This is a genomic window from Luteibacter sp. P4_D7_3 (genome assembly GCF_056401735.1).
In genome coordinates this window covers 25288-41606 of sequence record NZ_JBFUIT010000011.1, presented here as the reverse complement: position 1 = coordinate 41606, position 16319 = coordinate 25288, and the positions used below count along the sequence as shown (strand labels likewise).

Annotated in this window: 13 protein-coding genes and 1 pseudogene; all 14 read left to right on the top strand. The window is 66.6% G+C overall.

The genetic code is table 11. The annotated features are described in order from the left end of the window. Nucleotides 1–108 precede the first annotated feature (108 nt). Nucleotides 109–1479: pseudogene (locus AC1DSN_RS02620) on the top strand (YadA family autotransporter adhesin); the annotation flags it as partial. Between the two features lie 21 nt (nucleotides 1480–1500). Then, nucleotides 1501–2889: a YadA family autotransporter adhesin gene (locus AC1DSN_RS02615; protein ID WP_477329483.1), complete on the top strand. Its 1389-nt coding sequence runs from the start codon at nucleotides 1501–1503 to the stop codon at nucleotides 2887–2889. Nucleotides 2890–3094: 205 nt separating this feature from the next. Continuing rightward, on the top strand, nucleotides 3095–4810 hold the full coding sequence (gene gspE / locus AC1DSN_RS02610) for a type II secretion system ATPase GspE (protein WP_477329481.1): 1716 nt from the start codon (nucleotides 3095–3097) through the stop codon (nucleotides 4808–4810). Nucleotides 4811–4818: 8 nt separating this feature from the next. Then, nucleotides 4819–6036, top strand: coding sequence for a type II secretion system inner membrane protein GspF (gspF, locus tag AC1DSN_RS02605; protein ID WP_477295053.1), 1218 nt, complete (start codon nucleotides 4819–4821; stop codon nucleotides 6034–6036). A gap of 26 nt (nucleotides 6037–6062) precedes the next feature. Then, nucleotides 6063–6488 carry a type II secretion system major pseudopilin GspG gene (gspG, locus tag AC1DSN_RS02600; protein ID WP_082878826.1) on the top strand — a complete coding sequence of 142 codons (426 nt, stop codon included), beginning with the start codon at nucleotides 6063–6065 and terminating at the stop codon, nucleotides 6486–6488. Between the two features lie 16 nt (nucleotides 6489–6504). Beyond that, the gene (locus AC1DSN_RS02595) at nucleotides 6505–6945 is read left to right on the top strand and encodes a GspH/FimT family protein (RefSeq protein WP_063570378.1); all 441 of its coding nucleotides are present in this window, start codon (nucleotides 6505–6507) and stop codon (nucleotides 6943–6945) included. Then, the gene (locus tag AC1DSN_RS02590) at nucleotides 6942–7358 is read left to right on the top strand and encodes a prepilin-type N-terminal cleavage/methylation domain-containing protein (protein ID WP_477295056.1); all 417 of its coding nucleotides are present in this window, start codon (nucleotides 6942–6944) and stop codon (nucleotides 7356–7358) included. Before AC1DSN_RS02595 ends, AC1DSN_RS02590 begins: the two co-directional genes overlap by 4 nt. Then, nucleotides 7355–8020: a prepilin-type N-terminal cleavage/methylation domain-containing protein gene (locus AC1DSN_RS02585; RefSeq protein ID WP_063570376.1), complete on the top strand. Its 666-nt coding sequence runs from the start codon at nucleotides 7355–7357 to the stop codon at nucleotides 8018–8020. Before AC1DSN_RS02590 ends, AC1DSN_RS02585 begins: the two co-directional genes overlap by 4 nt. Further along, entirely contained in the window at nucleotides 8017–8871 is an 855-nt protein-coding gene (locus AC1DSN_RS02580; RefSeq protein ID WP_063570375.1) for a type II secretion system minor pseudopilin, read from the top strand. Before AC1DSN_RS02585 ends, AC1DSN_RS02580 begins: the two co-directional genes overlap by 4 nt. Beyond that, nucleotides 8868–10106, top strand: coding sequence for a PilN domain-containing protein (locus tag AC1DSN_RS02575; RefSeq protein ID WP_477295059.1), 1239 nt, complete (start codon nucleotides 8868–8870; stop codon nucleotides 10104–10106). The genes AC1DSN_RS02580 and AC1DSN_RS02575 overlap by 4 nt, the downstream gene beginning before the upstream one ends. Continuing rightward, nucleotides 10093–10689: a type II secretion system protein GspM gene (gene gspM, locus AC1DSN_RS02570; protein WP_231873815.1), complete on the top strand. Its 597-nt coding sequence runs from the start codon at nucleotides 10093–10095 to the stop codon at nucleotides 10687–10689. Before AC1DSN_RS02575 ends, gspM begins: the two co-directional genes overlap by 14 nt. Beyond that, a complete protein-coding gene (locus AC1DSN_RS02565) occupies nucleotides 10686–11459 on the top strand; it encodes a hypothetical protein (RefSeq protein WP_063570372.1) in 774 nt (257 codons plus the stop codon). The genes gspM and AC1DSN_RS02565 overlap by 4 nt, the downstream gene beginning before the upstream one ends. A gap of 38 nt (nucleotides 11460–11497) precedes the next feature. Next, a complete protein-coding gene (gspD, locus tag AC1DSN_RS02560) occupies nucleotides 11498–13699 on the top strand; it encodes a type II secretion system secretin GspD (protein ID WP_477329479.1) in 2202 nt (733 codons plus the stop codon). A 42-nt stretch (nucleotides 13700–13741) separates the two neighbouring features. Beyond that, nucleotides 13742–16252, top strand: a complete 2511-nt coding sequence (gene hrpB, locus AC1DSN_RS02555; protein ID WP_477296148.1) for an ATP-dependent helicase HrpB — start codon at nucleotides 13742–13744, stop codon at nucleotides 16250–16252. Nucleotides 16253–16319 lie beyond the last annotated feature (67 nt).

Genomic DNA, 16319 nt, shown 5'->3' with positions numbered 1-16319 from the left:
GCGGTGAACAAGGGCCAGCTCGATTCGTCGGTGAGTGGCGCCACGCGCTACTTCAAGGCGAACGGTCTGAACGACGGCAGCGACGATGCGCAAGCAACTGGCCAGTACGCAACGGCTTCGGGTTCCGGTGCTCTCGCCGGCGCTGATGGTGCCACGGCGACCGGTAGTGGTGCGGTAGCGACGGGCGTCAACGCGACAGCGACGGGTTACGGCAGCGTCGCCACGGGGCAGAACAGCGCTGCGTATGGCGCCGTTGCGCAGGCCGACGGTGCGAGTAGCACGGCCATCGGCGAGTCATCCTACGCGTCGGCGGCAAATTCGGTCGCCCTCGGTGCCGGTTCACTGGCTGACCGCGCGAACGCCGTCTCGGTAGGCAGTGCGGGTAGCGAGCGTCAGATCACCAACGTCGCCGCGGGTACCGAAACCACCGATGCGGTGAACAAGGGCCAGCTCGATGCATTGGCGGGTGGCGTAAGCGACGCCAGTCACTACTTCAAGGCGAACGGCCTCAACGACGGTAGCGACGATGCGCAGGCGGTGGGTGATTTGGCCACGGCGGCGGGGTCGGGCGCTTTCGCGTCGGGTACCGGTGCGACGGCGACAGGTGCGGGCGCCAATGCGGTGAACCAGTTCGCCACGGCGAACGGTTACGGCAGCACCGCCAGTGGCATGAACAGCGCTGCCTTCGGTGCGGGTGCACAGGCGACGGGTGCTGGCAGCGTCGCGGTCGGAGGCAATGCCGTCGATGAGGACGGTAACCCCCTTATCTCAGACAGCAATGGAAACCCCGTCGACACCGGCGCGACCAGCGCAGGCGTCGGCGGTACGGCGGTTGGCGCAAGCTCCCAGGCAGGCGGCTTCGCAGCGACCTCGGTCGGTGTCGGCGCCTACGCCAGTGGTGCACAGTCCACGGCCCTGGGTGCCGTCGCCAACGCCACCGGCGACTACGCGACGGCCGTGGGTACATCGACGACGGCTTCGGGTGCGGGCTCGGTAGCCGTCGGTGGGCCGAGCAACCTGCCGGGTGTGGGCCTGATCTATACCGGTGCGACGGGTGACAGTGCCGCCGCGTTCGGCGCGGGTGCGCAGGCCACGGCGGATTACGCCACGGCGCTCGGTGGCGTGGCCGCTGCCGAGGGCGTCGGTAGCACGGCGCTGGGTTACTTCGCCTACGCGCCGGGCGGAAATGCTACCGCGCTGGGTATCAATAGCTGGGCATCCGGTGCCAGCAGCGTCGCGGTGGGTGACTTCTCGACCGCCTTGGGCGCGAACAGCGTCGCGCTGGGTTCGAACTCGCTGGCCACCCGCGCGAATACGGTGTCGGTGGGTGATCGCGGTAGTGAACGGCAGATCACCAATGTCGCAGGGGGCGTGCAGGGTACGGATGCCGTCAACGTACAGCAGCTGAATACCCTGTCCGACAGTGTGAGCAGCGCCAGCCACTACGTATCGGCGACTGGCGCGGCCGATGGCTCGGACGATGCGAGCGCCACGGGCCAACTGGCCATCGCGACCGGGGCGGGGAGTAGCGCGAGCGGCGACCTGTCGACCGCCAACGGTGCCTTCGCCACCGCGAGCAAAGAGTCGTCGACGGCGATCGGTGCCTCGGCCAATGCCGGGGCGGCCGGTGCCACGGCCATCGGCGACAGTGCCAGGGCCCTGGGCGTCAATTCGGTCGCGCTCGGTAACGGATCGCTCGCGACGCGGGCCAACACGGTGTCGGTGGGCAGTGCGGGAAACAACCGTCAGATCACCAATGTGGCATCCGGTACGCAGACGAACGATGCGGTGAACGTCGGTCAGTTGAACACGGCACTCTCAAGCGCCTTCTCGGGCAGCTCGAACGTGGCGGGAAACGCCATGGCGATGGCCCTGGGTGGTGGCGCAACGATGGGCGCCAATGGCTTCGTCGGCCCGGTCTATCGGGTGCAGGGGGGCTCGTACGGTACGGTGGGTGGCGCGGTCGGTGCGCTGGACGGCGCCCTGACATCGCTGAACAGCCGTGTGGGCAGTCTGGAATCGAAGTCGGCAGGCGGTTCCGGCACCGGAACGACGCCGATTCGGCGTGATGCGGTCGCTGCAGCACCGGCATCGGTCAGCAGTCCGGGCGTCATGGCGGCCGCCGTCACACCGGCTGTCACATCGGCCGCCGTGGCGCCTGTCGTATCTGCTGCTGCGGCAGCGCCGCCGGTGACGGCCCAGGCCGTCGTGCCAGGGACCGGCAACGGCATCGCGATCGGTACCGGCAGCTATGCTAAAGACCCAACGGACATCGCGGTTGGCAACAACGCCAGTGTCGGCGCCGATAACGGCACGGCGGTCGGCAACGGAGCGACGGTGACGGCGGCGGCGACCAACAGCGTCGCGCTCGGCGCCGGATCGGTCGCTGACCAGGCCAACACGGTGTCGGTGGGTGCGGTGGGCGCCGAACGGCGCATCACCAACGTCGCCGCCGGCACCGCGCCCACGGACGGGGCCAATGTCGGGCAGGTGGATCAGGCCGTGGCGACTGCGAAGGCCTATTCCGACCAGGGCGATGCCGCCACCCTCAACAGCGCCAAGCAGTACACGGACCAGAAGTTCGGGGATGTCGTGAGCGGCGGGGCCTTCAACGAGTACAAGAGCCAGGTCGACCACCGCTTCAACGACCTCAACGACCGCCTGAACAAGGTAGGCGCCATGGGTGCGGCGATGTCGCAAATGGCGTTCAGCACCCAGGGTGTCAGCGGGGACAACCGGCTTGGCGTGGGCGTCGGTGGGTACAAGGGTCAAGGCGCGATGTCGGTCGGCTACTCGCGCAGCCTCAGTCCCAAGGCGACTCTCACCTTCGGCGCCGCGATCAGCGGTGGTGAGACTTCAGGAGGTGTTGGTGTAGGCATCGGCTGGTAATCAGCCCGGCGATATCCTACGAGTCAGCCCTAAGGGCGCGAAAGCCGGCGGTGACGTCGGCTTTCGCTTGTTGCGCCATGTCGCGGAACACGGGATTCACGGTCGCCGTCGACGCACGGTATGTGCTACCAATAGCGGCCCGCGCGGTCTGGATCGATCGCGTGGATCGACCGCTTTAACGGACCGTGAGGAAGGCATGTCTGCAATGACTGAGCATAGGGATATGCTGACCGGGGAACCGGGAGAAGCTCACGTCTGTGCGCACCTGGTGGCGCATGGCCGCCTTAAGGACACCGACCTCGCGCGGGCCAGGCGCCTGCATGACGAGACGCCGGAGGGTACGCTTACCTCGTTGATGGCCCGTCTTGGCCTGGTGTCGGAGCGCGATCTGGCCGATGCCTGGGCCGAATTGCTCGGTCTGACGCTGCTGGCAGCCAAAGACGCCCCGGACCTGCCCCCGGCCGATATCGAACTGTCGGTTCGCTTCCTCAAGCAGTACCACGTCATTCCCGTTCGCGAAGGCGAGGGCGGTCTGGCGCTTCTGGTTGCCGATCCCGCCGACCCGTATCCGTTGCAGGCTGTCCGGCTCGCCACGGGTCGCGACCTGCCCCTGCGGGTGGGACTGCGTTCGGAGATCGACGGACTCATCGAGCGCTATTACGGCCAGGGCCGTTCTGCCATGGGCAGCATTGTCGAGAGCCTGGATGGCAGCGCGGCCGAAGAGGACGATGTCGAGCACCTGCGCGATCTCGCCTCCGAAGCGCCGGTGATTCGCCTGGTCAACCTCATTCTCCAGCGCGCCGTGGAACAGCGGGCGTCGGACGTGCACATCGAGCCGTTTGAGAACCACCTCAAGGTCCGCTACCGCATCGATGGCGTGCTGCACGAAGTGGAAGCGCCACCGTCGAGTTCCACCGCTGCGGTTATTTCGCGCGTGAAGATCATGGCCCGTCTCAACATCGCGGAGCGGCGACTACCCCAGGACGGCCGCATTCAGCTGCGCGTGCAAGGCAAGGAGCTGGACCTGCGCGTGTCCACGGTGCCGACCAGCTTCGGCGAATCGGTGGTCATGCGTATCCTCGATCGCGAATCGATCATTTTCGACTTCGCCTCGCTGGGCTTCACCGACAACTTCCGCGATCGTTTCGTCGAAGTGCTCGACCGCCCGCACGGCATCCTGCTGGTGACCGGCCCGAMCGGCTCCGGCAAGACGACGACGCTGTACACCGCGCTGTCACAGATCAATACGCCGGACGTGAAGATCATCACGGTCGAAGATCCGGTCGAGTACCAGATCGAAGGCATCAACCAGATCCAGGTCAAGCCGCAGATCGGCCTGGACTTTACCGGTGCGCTTCGCTCCATCGTCCGACAGGATCCGGACGTCATCATGATCGGCGAAATGCGCGATCTCGAAACCTGCCGCATCGCGATCCAGTCGGCGCTGACGGGGCATCTGGTGCTGTCCACACTGCATACCAACAGCGCGTCGGGCGGCATCACGCGCCTGCTCGACATGGGTGTGGAAGATTATCTGCTTGGCTCGACCGTGAATGGCATCCTCGCCCAGCGCCTTGTTCGCCGGCTGGATCCGGAAACGGCGATCGCGTACGAGGCGCTGCCCGAGGTGATTGAACAGTTCGAGCTGCACAAGTACACCGACGAGCGGCCGATCCGCTTGTGGAAGCCCGGAACCAGTGCGACCAACCCGACCGGCTACCGCGGCCGCCGCGCGATCATGGAATTCCTCGTCATGAGTGATCCGCTTCGTCGCCTCGTGATGCAGCGTTCCGATGCCGGCGAAATCGAACGGCAGGCGCGGGCCGAGGGTATGCGCACCATGTACGAAGACGGCCTCGCCAAGGCGGTGGCCGGTGTCACCACGATCGAAGAAGTCCTTCGCGTCACCCAGGAATCCTAGGCCCTCCCATGAGCCAGTTCCGTTACCGAGCTATCAGTGCCGCCGGCGAAGCGCTCACCGGCAGGATGGAAGCTGCGTCCGTCGAAGACGTGGTTGCGCGCCTCCAGGATCAGGGCCACACGCCGTTGGAAGCCGCACCCGCCGACGGCGCGGCGAGCGGTGGCGGATTCGCGGCGTTGTTTCGCAAGGGGGTGTTCACCGGGGATCAGCTCGCCCAGTTCACTCACCAGCTCGCCACCCTGCTCAGCGCCGGCCAGCCACTGGATCGGGCGCTTGGCATCCTGCTCGACCTTCCCGAAGGCGAGCGCGCGAAGAACCTCGTCGAGCGCGTGCGTGACCGCGTCCGCGGCGGAACGACCTTGTCCACGGCACTCGACGAAGAGAACGGGGTCTTCCCGCGTCTCTATGTCAGCCTCGTGCGGGCGGGCGAAGCCGGTGGCTCGCTCGACGAAACGCTGCGCCGCCTGGCCGACTACCTGGAACGGGCACAGGCGCTCCGCGGCAGCATTATCAACGCGCTGATCTATCCCGCTTTCCTGATGGTCGGCGTGCTCGGTTCACTGGTGCTGTTGCTGGCTTACGTCGTGCCGCAGTTCGTGCCGATCTTCGCCGACATGCAGGTGCCGATCCCACTCATTACCAAGGTGGTACTCGCCCTGGGTACGGTGATCAGTGACTGGTGGTGGGCGCTTGGCCTCGCGCTCTTCGTCCTGGGCGTCTTCATCCGCCTGCGCCTTCGTGATCCCGACGCGAAGCTGGCCTTCCACGCGCGCCTGCTCACCATGCGGGTATCCGGGCCGTTGTTACTCAAGGTCGAGACCGCACGCATCGCACGCACCCTGGGTACCCTGCTGAAGAACGGCGTGCCCTTGCTTTCGTCCTTGGCCATCGCTCGCCAGGTCACCGGCAACCGCGCGCTCGACCTGGCGCTCGAACAGGCCGCTGAACGTGTCAAGGGCGGCGCCGGTCTCGGCAGCTCCCTCGCTCAGACAGAGCGCTTCCCGCGCCTTGCGCTGCAGATGATCCAGGTCGGCGAAGAGGCCGGCGCGCTCGATACCATGCTGCTCAAGGTTGCCGATACCTTCGATGTCGAAGCCAAGCGCGCCATCGATCGCCTGTTGGCGGCGCTGGTCCCGGCACTCACCATCGTCATGACCGTCATGGTCGCTTTCATCATGGCGGCGATCCTGCTGCCTCTGCTCAGCCTTACCAGCAACATCAACTGACCGTATTCGTTCCAAGGAGCTCTGCCATGCGCGCGACACGTACGCTTCGACCCCGCCTCTCCCGTGGCTTCACGCTGCTCGAAATGCTCGCCGTCATCGTCCTGATCGGCATCATCGGCGCCATCGTCGTGACCCAGGTCGGCAAGAACGTCGACAAGGGCAAGTACGGCGCGGGCAAGGCCCAGGTCGTCACCCTGGGCCAGAAGGTCGAAAACTACGCGCTCGATAACGGCGCGCCGCCGCACGACCTGGGCGACCTCGTCGCCAAGCCCGCCGATGCACAGAACTGGCAGGGTCCTTACGCGAAGGAGTCGGACCTGAAGGATCCGTGGGGCCATCCGTTCGGCTATCGCTACCCGGGCGAACACGGCAGTTTCGACCTCGTGTTCTATGGTCAGGACGGCAAGTCCGGCGGCGAGGGCTATTCCGCCGACTACGGCAACTGGCAGTAAGCGACCCGGCACGGCCATGCATACGCGCGGATTTACGCTGTTCGAAATGCTGGCCGTGATCCTGCTCATCGCGATCGCGGCGGCGGCAGTGTCCATTCCTATTACCCAGGGGCTCGCCAGCGCACGCGTGAATGCGGCCAGTGGCGAGCTCGCTGCTGCCTTGCGCTGGACCCGTGCGCAGTCGATCGTCAAAGGCGAAAGCCTTGCCCTCGAGGTGGATACGTCGGCATCGACATACAAACCGCCGGGCAAGTCGTTGGTCACCCTTCCGAAGGATATGCGCGTCTCGATCACAAGTGCGCGCGAGGACCAGGCGAACGCCACCACCGGACGCATCCGCTTCTTCCCCGACGGCAGTTCGACGGGTGGTCGCGTTACGCTGACGCGTGGGCAACGGGAATGGCACGTCAACGTCGCCTGGCTCACGGGTGCCGTCAGCGTCGTGGATTCGAAGTGAGCTATCCCGGTCGCCAACGCGGGTTCAGCCTGCTCGAGATCATTGCCGCCATTGCCATCCTGGCGATCGCCTTCGCCGCGCTCATGCAGGTTGCGGGCAGTTCCATGAGCCTCACGGCACGCGCCAATGAACGTACCCAGGCGGCGCTGCGCGCGCGCACGCTACTTGACGGTGCCTTCGTCATGGAGCCGCTGCGCGAAGGCGATAGCGAGGGGCGCTTCGACGATACCTACCGCTGGCACATGAACGTCACGCGCTATGTCACCCCCGATGTGAAACCTCCGGCGGACGGCACCGCCAGTCGCGTGTATCGGCTGGATCTGGACGTCACCTGGGGTGTGGCCGACAACGAGCGGCACGCGCGTTTTTCAACGCTGCGCATGGGTGGCGCGAACACGGACGGCTCACCGTGAGGCGCGCGGCCGGTTTTAGCCTTATGGAAGTGCTCGCGGCGCTGGCGTTGCTGACCATCGTGTTGCTCGGGGTCTACTCGGGCATCAGCACGGCGTCGCGCATCGTCCGTAGCGGCGACCAGGCCATCGAGCGCATGGATGAGATCCGTTCCGCGCAAACGTTTCTTCGCAGCGAACTGGCCCAGGCGCTCGCCGTGCCGTTCGACGAGACCGACGATGGCGATCCGATCGTGTTTTCCGGTACCTCGCGCACGCTGCGGTATGTCGCCCCGATGCCGGGTTACCTGTCGAAACTCGGCCCGCAATTACAGACGGTCTCGCTGGTCGACGATGGCCGTCAGAGTTATCGCCTCGAAGTGACTCTTGCGATGTTGCCTCCGGATGGCGGCGCGCCGCAGCCGATCGGCGAGCCCGAAGTCCTTCTTCGTGGCATTCGCAAGGGCTCGATCTCGTATCGTGGCATGGACGATCAGAACCGCCCTGGCGACTGGCAGGACAGCTGGGATGACGGGCGGCGCACGCCGTCGCTGGTTCGCATCGAACTCGATGTCGGCGGCAACGTGACCTTTCCGACCCTCGTCGCACCCATCCGCATCGACGCGTCGGCATCGCGGAACGGTCTGTCGCTGACGCGTGGCACACGCGGGCCGGTGATTCGATGAATCGTGAACGCAACCGAGGTGTCGCGCTGCTTATCGTCCTGTGGGGCTGCACGTTGTTGGCCATCATGCTTGGCGGGTTCGCCGCGCTGGCGCGAACCGAGGGCTTGCAAGCGCGCTACCAGTTCGCCCAGACGCGTGCCCACTATGCCGCGGAGGCAGGCATGGTCCGCGCCATCGAGGGTTTACAGACGACCGACCCCGACGGGCGCTGGATTGCCGACGGACGCCCTTATGTGTTCGAGTTCGATGACGCCAAGGTCAACATCACTGTCGTCGATGAAGACGGCAAGGTGGACCTCAACGCCGCCTCCGACCAGGTGTTGACCGGCTTGTTCAAGGCGGCCGGCGCCAACGACGACAAGGCGAAGAGCCTTTCCGCCGCCGTCCAGGACTGGCGCCGCCCCGGCGATGCCGCTTCGCCCAACGGCGCGAAGAAGCCCCAGTACGAAGCAGCGGGCCTCGGGTACGGGCCGCGCAACGGGCCCTTCGCCACGGTGGAGGAGGCGCGCATGGTGCTCGGCATGGATCCGGCCATCTGGACCGCCGTCGCGCCAGTCCTGACGATCTGGTCCGGTCGCGAGCGACCGAACACCGAGCACGCCCAGCCGCTCGCACTGGCTTCGATTCCCGGACTTGGCGAGGCGGGTGCCCAGGCCATCCTGGCCACCCGCGGGCAGGCCAACGGTGCGTCGGTCGCCGGGGGCAACGGTGTCACGCACACGATACGTGCGGAGGCCATCCTTGACGACGGAACTCGGAGTTTCCTTACATCGACCGTCCGACTGCGTGGGATAAGATCCGGTAACCAGCCCTACGCGATATTGCGTTGGCGCGAAGGAGATGTTGAATGACCGCTTTGCAGGATGCCTCCCAGCTTCAGCTCGACCGCCTGCGCCGTGCCTGGCGCGGCAGCGTGCTGCCGGGCTTTCTGCGCTGGTGGGGTGGCGAGTTGTCGGCGCTGCTGCCGGTACGCTGGCGACAGGCCTTCGCCGGTGGCGAGCGCTGGTATGTCCTCGAACGCGGCGACGACGTCTGGCAGCTTCGTCGCGCCGGCGAAAGTCTGTCCATCGCGGACGCCTTCGACGCCGACACCGCCGAACACCGTGCCGCCCTGCTGGCGCGTGCCCTGGACGAGTGCGATCCCGCCGATCGCCGTATCGCTTTGCTCATGCCGGCCGCCCAGGTGCTCCGGCGTCGTCTGGTGCTGCCGGTCGCTGCACGCGACAACCTGCGTCAGGTGGTCGGCTACGACATCGACCGGCAGACACCCTTCCGCGCTGAGGACATCCACTTCGGCGTGCGCGAACTGGGTGAAGGCGGCCCGGAGGGGCGCTTCGTTGCCGAGCTCGCCGCCACGCCACGTGCCTCCCTCGATCCGCTTCTCGACGAGCTCGCGGCCTTGCGGGTTGCCCCCGATCGCGTCGATGTCCCCCAGGGCTACGGACTGGCCGGTGTCGATCTGTTGCCGCCTGCGCGTGCGCCGCGCCGCGTGGATCGTCGACGCCGATTGAACCTCGCCCTGGTTGCGGCCATCGTGCTCCTGCTGTTTGGCGCCATGGGCGCATGGCTGCACAATCGAAACGTCGCGCTCGAGACCATGCGTGCCGACGTCGATGCCATGCAGTCCGATGCACAGCGGGTGAAGGCCCTGCGTCAACGTCTTATGGATAGCGCGGGCGCCTCGGGCTTCCTCGTCCGTCGCAAGAGCGAGTCTCCGTCGATCCTGCCAGTACTCGACGAACTCACCCATCGGCTGCCCGACGACACCTGGCTGGAGCGCTTCACGCTCAATGCCACGGGTCAGATCGGCTTTCAGGGCCAGAGCCCGCAAGCGGCCCGCCTCATCGACGCGCTCAAGGGAGCGCGCAGCATTGCCGAGCCGAGCTTCCAGGGCACCATCCAGACGGATCCCACGTCCGGCAAGGAACGCTTCTACATGCAGGCCAAGGCGTTGATGGCGAAGCCTGTGACTGCCGCACCTGCAAGGGCAGCGTCTGCCCCCGCGCCGGCAGCCGCATCGACGAAGGCAGCGGCGACCCCGACCGCCCCGATCAAGGAGGATGCCCGTGCGCATGAAGCCCGCTGAATCTCGCGTCGCCGCGATCCTGCTTCTGGTCGTAGCCATCGCCATCGGCTATTTCGTGTTGATCCACTGGTGGTTCGTATCGCCACAATTGGCGATCGCCAGCGACATGAATGACCTGCGCGACACGCAACGCCGATACGCCGCCGCGATCGCCGAGCGACCACAGCTGGAGAAACGTCTGGCTACGCTCGAACAGGGCCAGACACGGAGCGATGCCTTTCTCGCCGGCGACGACACGAACGCTGCCGCGGCGGGGCTCATGCAGCGCATCGTGGATGTCGCCGCAGCCCACAAAGAAGATGGCTCCTGCGACGTCGTGCAGAAAATGCCCGTACCAAGCCAGGAGAAAGCCGGTGATCCGTACCGGAAAGTCACCGTGAATATCAGCCTGCGCTGCCAGGTGCAGCCGATGACCGCGGTGCTTCACGATATCGAGGAAGAAACGCCGTACCTCTTCATCGAGGACTTCAGCATCTATCGCAATCCCGTTGCTGCGCGAGCCGGTGGCGCTGCGCCGATGGAAGTGCAGTTCACCGTGTCCGGTTATATTCATGCCGCCCGCGCGGCGAAGGCGGCCACATGAACGCGGCCGGTCAACGTCGGCTGACGCCGGTGCTCGCCATCATTGCGCTGGCCTTTGGTTGCACCGCTGTCGCCTTTGCCATGGGCGTAGGGCAGGGCGTGCGCTGGGACGATCCGGCGCCACCGGAAGCCTTGCCGCAGCTGCGCGCCGCAGCGATGCCGCCCACCTCGCCACTGAATCGCTATGCCGAGGTCTGGCAGCGACCGTTGTTCATGGCTGACCGTAAACCCGTGGCGGCAGCGGACACGGACGATTCATCCAGCAACATCGGAGATCTCGAACTGACCGGCATCATCATGACCTCAGACCTGCGCATGGCCTTGCTACGCGATCGGGGCAAGGACATGACGGTGCGCGTCAAGGAAGGCGCCGCGCTCGCCGACGGTCACTGGACGCTTGCCTCGCTGACGCCCCGCAGCGCCGTGTTCGACAACGGCGGCCAGCGCCGCGAATTGACGCTGAAGGTCGCCGCTCCCGAGGCACTGACCAAGGACCCAGGTCGGCAGGGAGCCGTACCGGCAGCGGGACAGTCGCCCCAGCCTCCGCGCACTAACCCTGGCCTTTCGGGCAGCGGTGTGCACGTGGAGCAGGCGTCCGGCATGACCGGCCCCGCACTGCCTCGTCCGCCTGCCGCACCGGCGCGGGATGCTCCGCCCCGACAGGACGACAGCGCGCTCCAGCAAGCCAGGATCGAAGCCCTGAAACAAGCCGTACAGAAGCGCCGCATGGAGCAACAACAACAGCGGCAGCAAGCGCAGGACTCGCAGTAGCGGGCGCATGAGGCGCCCACCACGGAAGGAAGGACATCATGAAGCGACTCAATCTCGGCATCGCCGTCGCGGCGGCTTTGCTCGCGACGGGCTGTGCCCCCCACGCGACGCGCTCGACCTATGGCGATATCGCGCGTGAAGCCCTCGCCGGCGTCGACCATCCCGTACCGGAGCCGTTGCCACTGGCCCCGGCTTCTGAATCGCCCCCGTCAACGGCGCAGCCCGCCGGGGCCCAGAGGGAAATCAGTCGCGGCAGCGGAACCTTCATCCACCCGCAGGCGCTGAAGGAGCCTCGACAGACGGTGGCTGRCGAGGGAGCGGTCACACTCAACTTCGAAGACCAGCCGATCGAGGCTGTCGTCAAGGCGATCCTCGGCGATCTCCTCGATGCGAATTACTCGCTCGCCCCCGGCGTGCGCGGCACCGTATCGTTCTCGACATCCAAGCCGGTCAAGCGCGAAGACGCCTTGCCGATCCTCGAGAACCTGCTGTCGTGGACGGGCAATGCACTCGTCAGGGAGCACGGTCGATACACGGTCGTGCCCACGTCGCAGGCCGTCGCCGGGCGGCTCGCGCCGACCCTCGGTGCGAATGCCCCTCGCGATGGCCTCGGTGCCCGGCTATTCCCGTTGCGCTTCGTCGCCGCACCGGAAATGGCCAGGCTTCTCGCGCCGTTCGCGGCGACGGACGCCATCCTCCTGTCCGATCCCGCAAGGAATGTCCTGGTGGTCGCGGGTACGCGTGAGGAACTGGATAACGTGGCACAAACCATCGACACCTTCGATGTCGATTGGGTGAGTGGTATGTCGGTAGGTGTCTTCGGCCTGAGAAATGCCGGTGTGGCTGAGTTGATGCCTGCGCTGGATTCCGTATTCGGGCAGAAGAGCGGTGCGCCTGTCGCGRGGCTTATCCGGTTCATCCCGATCGAACGCACCAACGCGATCGTCGTGATCGCCACGCAGGCCGCGCACATCGAGCAGGTGGGCGAGTGGATCGAACGTATCGACCGTGGCGGCGGCAACGAACCGCGCCTCTTCGTATACGACGTTCGAAACCTTCTCGCCTCGGATGTGGCCCGCTACGTGGGCAACATCTTCGGAGGTGCCGTCAGTGGCGACACCTCATCCGCGCAAGTAGGGCCCGGACTCAATGGCATCGCCTTGGGAGGAAGCGTGGGCGACGGAGGCAACGGCTTCGGTGATGGCAGTGGCGGTGGAACAGATGTCGCCCCGGACAGCGACGCGTCGTTCTACCAGGCGCCATCCGCGGCGTCATCGGGCGATGGAAAGTCCAACATCCGCATCACCGCGATCGATGCGAACAACCAGTTGATGATTCACGCGCGGCCGTCGCAGTGGGCCGATATTCGCCAGGCCGTCGAGCGGCTCGACGCCGTTCCGCTCCAGGTGCAGATCGAAACCCGCATCCTGGAAGTCGTGCTTCGCGACAACTTCCGCTTTGGCGTGCAGTGGTATCTCGAGGGTCTCGCCGGCGGCAGCGGTGACTTGAGCCAGCCCGGCAACAAGCAGCAGTGGGCGCTAGGCAGCGGAGGTGGCAAGCCTTCGGGTAGTGACACGCTCTTCTATTCCTTCGTAAACAAGAACGTCCAGGTCGCGCTGCGCGCCATGGAAACGGACAGCAACACGACGACGCTCTCCGCGCCGTCGCTGGTGGTGGTGAACAACCGCAAGGCACGTATCCAGGTGGGCGACCAGATTCCCGTCACGCAGACCTTCGTCAACCCCGGCCTGGGTAGCGATAAAGAAGTGGGCCAGGTCACCTACAAGGACACCGGCGTCATTCTCGAGGTGCGTCCGCGAGTGAATCCGGGTGGCCTGGTTTACCTGGACGTGACCCAGGAGGTCAGCCGGGCCGACGAGGCCGTTGTGCCGGGACAGAACGTCGCCATCGCGAAGCGCAAGCTGGATACCCAGGTGGCGGTGCGCAGCGGGCAGACCGTGTTGCTGGGTGGCCTCATCAGGCAACGCGACAACCGTGGACGCGCGGGGGTGCCGGGACTGTCGCGCATCCCATTGCTGGGCGCCCTGTTCCGCAGCCGCAACGAAGATCTCATGCGGACGGAACTGATCGTACTGATCACGCCGAAGGTCATCGCCAGCGGCGACGATGCGAAGCGTGTCTCCGATGAGTACCGACAGCGCTTTCGTTCGCTGCAACCGCTCGAAGCGGCGACGCCGGAGGCCGCGACCGCATCGGCCCCAGCCGCCAGCGCGGGATGATTCCGGGCGATCCTGCGCCGGCTTGCGTAACATAGCCGGCGCATGACTCCCGTCTTCCCGATCACACCGCTCCTCCCAGACATCGTCGCTTCGCTCGCGGTGCGTCCACGCCTTGTCCTGGAGGCGCCGCCAGGCGCAGGTAAGACCACCCAGGTGCCGTTGGCCCTGCTGGCTGCACCGTGGCTCGCGGGAGCCCGCATCATCGTGCTCGAGCCGCGCCGTATCGCGGCGCGTGCCGCAGCGGCGTTCATGGCCGCGCAGCTCGGCGAGCAGGTTGGCGAGACGGTTGGCTACCGGATCCGCTTCGAGTCCCGGGTGGGGCCCCGTACCCGGATCGAGGTCGTTACCGAAGGCATCCTCGGYCGCATGATCCAGGACGATCCGACACTGGATGGCATCGGCGCGGTGCTCTTCGACGAATTCCACGAGCGTCATCTTGCCGGCGATCTGGGGGCCGCGCTCGCGCTGGATGTGCAGGCGAGTCTCCGCCCTGACCTCCGGCTGCTGGTGATGTCGGCAACGCTGGATGGTGAGCGCATCGCCCGCTGGCTCGACGCGCCCCGGCTGAGTAGTCCCGGCCGGAGCTTCCCCGTCTCCATCGTGCATTCCCCTGCGCGACCGCAGGAGACCACCGAGCAGCACCTCGCGCGGACCGTGCTCCAGGCGCTGCGTGAAAATCCCGGCGATGTGCTTGCCTTCCTGCCGGGTCGGCGTGAGATCGAGCGCGCCCGCAGCATGTTGGAGAAGCACGACGACGCGATCGAAGTAGTGGCATTACACGGTGAGCTGTCGCTGGCCGAGCAGCAACTCGCGCTGGCGCCTGCGGACCCTGGCGTGCGCCGTGTCGTGCTTGCGACCAATGTCGCCGAATCGAGCGTCACGTTGCCGGGCATCCGTGCCGTCGTCGACGCCGGTCTCGCGAGGGAGCCGCGATTCGATCCCCAGTCCGGCTTCACGCGACTGGAAACCGTGCACATCTCCCAGGCTTCGGCGGACCAGCGCGCGGGTCGCGCCGGTCGTGTCGCCGAAGGCACGGCCTACCGACTATGGCCGCAAAGCCGCCGTCTCGAACCATCGCGCACGGCGGAAATCGAACAGGCCGAGCTTTCCGGTCTCGCGCTCGAACTGGCCGGATGGGGTAGTGATGACCTGCCGTGGCTGGACGCGCCGCCGGCCGGCGCGATGAGCCAGGCGCGTGACTTGCTGCGGAGGCTCGGCGCACTCGACGAGACCTCGGCGATCACCGCGTTAGGCCGCGACATGTTGGGCTTGGGTGCGGCCCCGCGCCTGGCCGCCGCGGCATGGCGGACGCCGCCGGAGCGTCGCGCACTGGTCGCCGATCTGCTTGCCTTGACCGAAGCCCGCTCGCCGCTGCGGGGGGAGCTCGGGCGCACCGACGACTTCCGCCAGCGCGTCGCCGCACTGCATCTCTGGCGCGACGCGGGAGCGCGCGGTGCACGCGCAGGCTCGGCCGACATCGGCGCACTCGCGGCGATCGAGAAGGCCTCTTCCGGTTGGCGTCGACGACTCGACGTTCGTTCCGCCGCCAGCGGCGTGCCCGACGCGCACGCGGTCGGTGACCTTCTCGTTCATGCCTTTCCCGATCGCGTCGCCCGCCGTGACGATAGTCAGCCGATGCGCTACCAACTCGCCAACGGCCGCGGTGCGCGCCTGCACGAGGCGAGCGCGCTGCTCGGCGAGCCGTGGCTGGTCATCCTCGACCTGCGTCTGGACGCTCGCGACAGCCTGGTCTTCGCCGCTGCGCCCTTCGATCCCGACGTGCTCGAGCGCGACCACGCGGATCGTTTCATCACCGAACGCGTGTTGCGGTGGGACGACGAGCGGCAGATCGCCGAAGCCTTCGAGGAACGACGTTTCGATGCACTGGTGATCTCGCGCAAGGCCATTCCGGTGCGTGGCGATGACGCCATGCCGGCACTCCTCGCCGCGATTCGCGCGCGAGGTATCGCCAGCCTGCCGTGGAGCGACAACGCGCGGCGCCTCCGTGCGCGTATCGGGGCCCTGCACGCATGGCGTCCCGAGTTGAACCTGCCAGACGTCGCCGATGCCACGCTGATGCGTTCGCTGGAATCCTGGCTCTCGCCGTATCTCTCCGGCAAGCGACGGCTCGAAGCCCTGCAGGCGGCGGAACTGTCCGAGGCGCTGTCGGCCATGCTGGACTATGAGCAGCGTCGCGCGCTCGACGCGCATGCACCGGAAGAACTGAAAGTGCCCAGCGGGATGACCCGTCGGCTGGAGTACGGCACACGCGAAGACGACGCCGGTGCGCCGCCGGTGCTCGCCGTAAAACTGCAGGAATTGTTTGGCCTCGCCGATACGCCGCGTGTAGGCGACGGCCGCGTGCCCGTGATGCTGCACCTGTTGTCGCCCGCGGGCCGTCCGATCCAGGTCACACAGGACCTCGCCGGCTTCTGGAACCGCACCTATCCGGAAGTAAAGAAGGAGCTCAAGGGACGCTATCCGCGGCATCCCTGGCCCGACGACCCGTGGACAGCCGTGGCGACGCACCGCGCGAAACCACGCGGGACCTGACACGCGCGCGGGACATTGCCGTGCCGCTGCAGCGGCGCGCGCCGCTACTGCCTGAGCCACCTCCCTG

What these genes read in the sequence shown, in the direction of transcription:
- gspM (WP_231873815.1), top strand. Translation starts at nt 10,093, where the DNA reads ATGAAGCCCGCTGAATCTCGCGTCGCCGCGATCCTGCTTCTGGTCGTA.
- AC1DSN_RS02580 (WP_063570375.1), top strand. Translation starts at nt 8,017, where the DNA reads ATGAATCGTGAACGCAACCGAGGTGTCGCGCTGCTTATCGTCCTGTGG.
- gspG (WP_082878826.1), top strand. Translation starts at nt 6,063, where the DNA reads ATGCGCGCGACACGTACGCTTCGACCCCGCCTCTCCCGTGGCTTCACG.
- AC1DSN_RS02575 (WP_477295059.1), top strand. Translation starts at nt 8,868, where the DNA reads ATGACCGCTTTGCAGGATGCCTCCCAGCTTCAGCTCGACCGCCTGCGC.
- gspF (WP_477295053.1), top strand. Translation starts at nt 4,819, where the DNA reads ATGAGCCAGTTCCGTTACCGAGCTATCAGTGCCGCCGGCGAAGCGCTC.
- AC1DSN_RS02595 (WP_063570378.1), top strand. Translation starts at nt 6,505, where the DNA reads ATGCATACGCGCGGATTTACGCTGTTCGAAATGCTGGCCGTGATCCTG.
- AC1DSN_RS02565 (WP_063570372.1), top strand. Translation starts at nt 10,686, where the DNA reads ATGAACGCGGCCGGTCAACGTCGGCTGACGCCGGTGCTCGCCATCATT.